Source organism: Sphaerotilus sp. (assembly GCF_013299175.1).
Classification (GTDB): Bacteria; Pseudomonadota; Gammaproteobacteria; order Burkholderiales; family Burkholderiaceae_C; genus Sphaerotilus.
Genome location: NZ_JAAFKF010000175.1, coordinates 1 through 4368 on the forward strand (window position 1 = coordinate 1; position 4368 = coordinate 4368).

The 4368-nt window shown below is 69.6% G+C and carries 3 protein-coding genes and 1 pseudogene; all 4 read right to left on the minus strand.

Annotation, left to right across the window (positions count from 1 at the left end):
- Positions 1-189, minus strand: a pseudogene (locus QZW52_RS18655) (RNA-guided endonuclease InsQ/TnpB family protein); the annotation flags it as partial.
- A 14-nt stretch (positions 190-203) separates the two neighbouring features.
- Complete coding sequence (locus tag QZW52_RS18660; protein ID WP_294001069.1) at positions 204-392, minus strand: hypothetical protein; 189 nt, start codon at positions 390-392, stop codon at positions 204-206.
- A gap of 129 nt (positions 393-521) precedes the next feature.
- Positions 522-2582 carry a polyphosphate kinase 1 gene (gene ppk1, locus QZW52_RS18665; RefSeq protein ID WP_294001554.1) on the minus strand — a complete coding sequence of 687 codons (2061 nt, stop codon included), beginning with the start codon at positions 2580-2582 and terminating at the stop codon, positions 522-524.
- A gap of 65 nt (positions 2583-2647) precedes the next feature.
- The gene (locus QZW52_RS18670; protein ID WP_294001557.1) at positions 2648-4210 is read right to left on the minus strand and encodes a Ppx/GppA phosphatase family protein; all 1563 of its coding nucleotides are present in this window, start codon (positions 4208-4210) and stop codon (positions 2648-2650) included.
- Positions 4211-4368: the final 158 nt, after the last annotated feature.

A 4368-nucleotide genomic window follows, 5' to 3' on the forward strand; every position in this document is an offset into this window, starting at 1 on the left:
GTTGGCGATCTTCGCGTGGATCGCACGCACCCGGTCCTTCTTCCCGGCTCGCTGGGCGATCCCCAGCGCGCCCTCATGCTTGCGGTACAGGCCGGACGCCAGCTCTTCGCCGTCCGAGCACGTCGCTGCAGTCTTCAGGCCAAGGTCGATCCCCACCGATCCAGTGCCGGCCGACTTCGGCACGTCCACCTTGACGCACGCGTTCAGGTCGAGTATCCGGCCGTGAGCTTCTGCAAGTCGAACCCGCTCAAGAACTCGCGCCGCTCCCGGAGCGCCCGCGCACTCGTCTCGTTGCAGTAGTTCCACACGAAGTTCACCTCACGCGCCATCAAGGACAGCACGCCCGCGTGCTTGTCCTTGATGCGCAGCTTGAGGGTCTTCACGGCTTCCATCCGACAACTGTATTTCCATACATGTCGCTTGACAAGCCGTTCCGGCTTGAACGCTCGACCCCGGGCTGAACCTCGGGGCTTGTCGCTTCGTCCGGGTCATGCCCAACCCCACCCACCCCCGCCAGCGGTTCAGCGTTGGTAGCGTTGCGCCAACGCCTGCTGGGCGCTCACACCGGTTTCGCCGACCCGCTGGTAGCGGCCCGAACTGTCCAGCGTCCATGCATCCCGCTCGTCGTGCAGGTAGGGCACCAGGCACTCGTCGATCACCCGCTGGCGCAGCGCCGCGTCACGGATCGGCCAGGCCACCTCGATGCGGCGCAGCATGTTGCGGGTCATCCAGTCGGCACTGCTGAAATACAGGGCCTCGTCCGACTCTTCGGTGCCCCAGCGGAAATACAGCACCCGCGTGTGTTCCAGGAACCGCCCGACCACCGACCGCACCCGGATGCGCTCCGTCTGCCCCGGCACGCCCGGCGGCAGCGCACAGGCCCCGCGCACGATCAGGTCGATCTCCGCCCCGGCCTGCCCCGCGGCGATCAGCGCGCGGATCAGCACCGGGTCGGTGAGCGCGTTGAACTTGCAGACGATGCGCGCTGGCCGCCCCGCCTGCGCAGCGGCGGCCACCCGCTCGATCAGCGCCACCACCGTCGATTGCAGCGTGAATGGCGCCACCAAGAGCTGCTTGGTCGGGCGCAACGTGTTCAGGCTGGCCAGGTGCAGGAAGACGGCGTCGGCGTCGGCCGTGATCTCCGGGTCGGTCGTGAGGAAGCCGATGTCGGTGTAGAGCCGTGCGGTCTTCGCGTTGTAGTTGCCGGTGGAGAGGTGGCCGTAGCGCACCAGCCGCCGGCCCTCCTTGCGCGTGACCAGCAGCAGCTTGGCGTGGGTTTTCAGCCCGACGATGCCGTACACCACCTGCACGCCCACCGCTTCGAGCCGATCTGCCCAGTCGATGTTGGCCTCCTCGTCGAAGCGCGCCTTCAGCTCCACCACCGCCAGCACCTCCTTGCCGCGCCGTGCCGCCTCGATCAGCAGGTCCATCAGCACCGACTCGCTGCCCGTGCGGTAGATCGTCTGCTTGATGGCGAGCACCTGCGGATCCTCGACGGCCTCGCGCAGGAACTGCACCACCGGGTCGAAGGACTGGAAGGGCTGGTGGGTCAGGATGTCGCGTTCGGCCATGCAGTCCATGACGCGCCGCCCTGGCGGAAGCTGGTCGGTCGGCCAAGACGGCTCGTGCGGCGGGAAGCGCAGGGCGGGGGCGTCGGCGCGGTCGATGAGCGTGTTCATGCGGACCAGGTTCACCGGCCCGTTGACGCGGTAGAGCGCCGCCGCCGGCAGGTCGAACTGGGTCAGCAGAAAATCCGACAGCCGCGCCGGGCAGGTGTTGACCACCTCGATGCGCACAGCCCGGCCGTAGTGGCGCGTCGTCAGCTCGCTGCGCAGGGCCTGGCGCAGGTTGGTCACATCGTCCTCGTCCACATCCATGTCGGAATCGCGCGTCACGCGGAACTGCGAGAACGCCAGCACCTCGCGCTCCGGGAACAGCTCGCCCAGGTGCGCCCGGATCACGCTGGTCAGCAGCACGAAGACCTGCCGGCCATCCGACAGCCGCTCCGGCAGGCGGATCACCCGTGGCAGCACCCGCGGCACCTTGACGATGGCGATGGTGTTCTCGCGTCCGAACGCATCGATGCCGGCGAGCTGCGCGATGAAGTTCAGCGACTTGTTGGCGACCTGCGGGAACGGGTGCGCCGGATCGAGTCCGACCGGCACCAGCAGCGGCTGCACCTCCCGGTGGAAGAACTGCGACACCCATTGCCGCTGGGCGGCGTTGCGGTCGGCGTGGTTGACGATGACGATGCGCTCGGCGGCCAGCGCCGGCATGACCTCGTCGTTGAAGATGCGGTATTGCTCGTCGAGCAGTGCATGGGCATCGGCCGCCACGACGGCCAGATCGCCGTGGCTCGTGCCGCTGTCGGGCAGGCGGGCGGCGTCGAGCGCATCCGAGAAGCGCACCTCGAAGAACTCGTCCATGTTCGACGAGACGATGCAGATGTAGCGCAGCCGCTCCAGCAGCGGCACGTCCGCCCGCCGGGCCTGGGCCAGCACGCGCCGGTTGAATTCCAGGATCGCCCGTTCACGGCTGAGCAGGGGCAGCGGGGCGGGCGTGGTCGGGCGGGGTTCGGGCATCCTGCGATGCTATGCCGGCTGCGTGACCTGTTCGTGACAAGTCGGCGAGCGCCGCGCTGGCTGTCTCAGCCGGTCTGCACGGTCTGCAGCCGCAGCAGGCCGACCTTGGACCAGGCATCGACCTCCCCCTGCAGCAGGTGCAGCGTGCGGGGGTGCTGCAGCGCCCAGCCGGCGGTGCAGCCCAGGCGGACCTGGCGTCCCTCGGCGGACAGGGCCGGCAGCGGCTGCTCCGGCGCGCTGCGGGCGTGGCACAGCAGCACCGCCAGCCGCAGCGCCATCACCTGCGCGGCCAGCGCCGGGTCGGCCAGCGCCGCGTCGATCTTGCGCAGCCCGCCGCGGTGGCCGAGCACCAGATCGGCCAGACGGCGCTGCTGGTTCTGCGAGAAGCCGGGGGCGTCCACATGGCCGACCAGGTAGGCGCTGTGGCGGTGGTGGTCGTGGTGCGAGACCATCATGCCGATCTCGTGCAGCGCAGCGGCCCAGCCGAGTTCGCGCTGGTGGTCGAGCGTGGCGCGGGGCTGCACCTGCCGGTGGAGCTGGCCGGCCACGTCCTGCACCCGGCGCGCCTGGGCGACATCGACGCGGAAACGCTGCTGCAGATCGACCACGGTGTCATCGCGCAGGTCGTGGTGGCCGGGGTCGCGGTCGGCGGCGAGGCGCTCTTCCAGGTCGAAGATCACCCCCTGGCGCAGGGCACCCCGCGCCGGCTGCAGAGAATCGATGCCGAACTGCGCCGCCAGCGTGGACAGGATGGCCAGCCCGCCACCCAGCACCGCGCGCCGCTCCGGCTTGAGACCGGGCAGTTTCAGCGCGTCCTGGTGTCCGGCGGCGATGCATGCCTGGATGCACCAGCGCAAGCCCTCGGGCGTGACCGCGCCGTCGGTGATGCCGCTGGCGGCCAGCAACTGCGACACCGCGCCGGCCGTGCCCGACGAGCCCAGTGCCTCGACCCAGTTCTGGTGGGAGAACTGCGCCAGTGCTTCCTCCAGCTCGGCCCCGGCGGCGATCTGGGCCGCCGCGAAGCGTTCGGCGGTGAACTGGCCGTCGGGGAAATACTGCATCGACAGGCTGACGCTGCCGATGCGGAAGGATTCGGCCTGCAGCGGCGTGGCGCCGACGCCGATGATCATCTCGGTCGAGCGCCCGCCGATGTCCACCACCAGCCGCTGCCGGTCCGAGGGCTGCAGCCGCGCCACGCCCTTGTAGATCAGCCGCGCCTCCTCGCGGCCGGAGATCACCTCGACCGGATGCCCCAATGCCTCGCTGGCCCGCGCCAGAAACGCATTGCGGTTGGTGGCCTCGCGCAGCGTCTGGGTGGCCACGGCGCGCAGTTGCTTCGGCGGGATGCCGGCCAGCCGGGTGCGAAAACGCGCCAGACAGGCCAGCCCGCGCAGCGCAGCCTCCTCGCTCAGCACGCCGTTGGCATCGAGTCCGGCGCCCAGGCGCACGGTGTCCTTGAGGTAGTCGATGCGGCGGTAGCGGCCGCGGGTGATCTGGCCGATCTCCAGCCGGAAGCTGTTCGAGCCGATGTCGATCGACGCGAGCACCCCGCGCCACGAGGGGCCGACAAGGGGAAGGGCGCCGGGCAGGCTGGCGGTCAAGGCGGGAGTCGGAGTCAGGGCAGGCATGGCGTGATTGTCCATGCCCGGGCCGCGGGAATGTGACCCGGACGAAGCGACAAGCCCCGGGGTTCAGCCCGGGGTCGAGCGTTCAAGCCGGAACGGCTTGTCAAGCGACATGTATGGAAATACAGTTGTCGGATGGAAGCCGTGAAGACCCTCAAGCT

Excerpts from the sequence above, each read along its gene's own strand:
- QZW52_RS18660 (WP_294001069.1), bottom strand. The coding sequence starts at position 392 with ATGGAAGCCGTGAAGACCCTCAAGCTGCGCATCAAGGACAAGCACGCG.
- ppk1 (WP_294001554.1), bottom strand. The coding sequence starts at position 2,582 with ATGCCCGAACCCCGCCCGACCACGCCCGCCCCGCTGCCCCTGCTCAGC.
- QZW52_RS18670 (WP_294001557.1), bottom strand. The coding sequence starts at position 4,210 with ATGCCTGCCCTGACTCCGACTCCCGCCTTGACCGCCAGCCTGCCCGGC.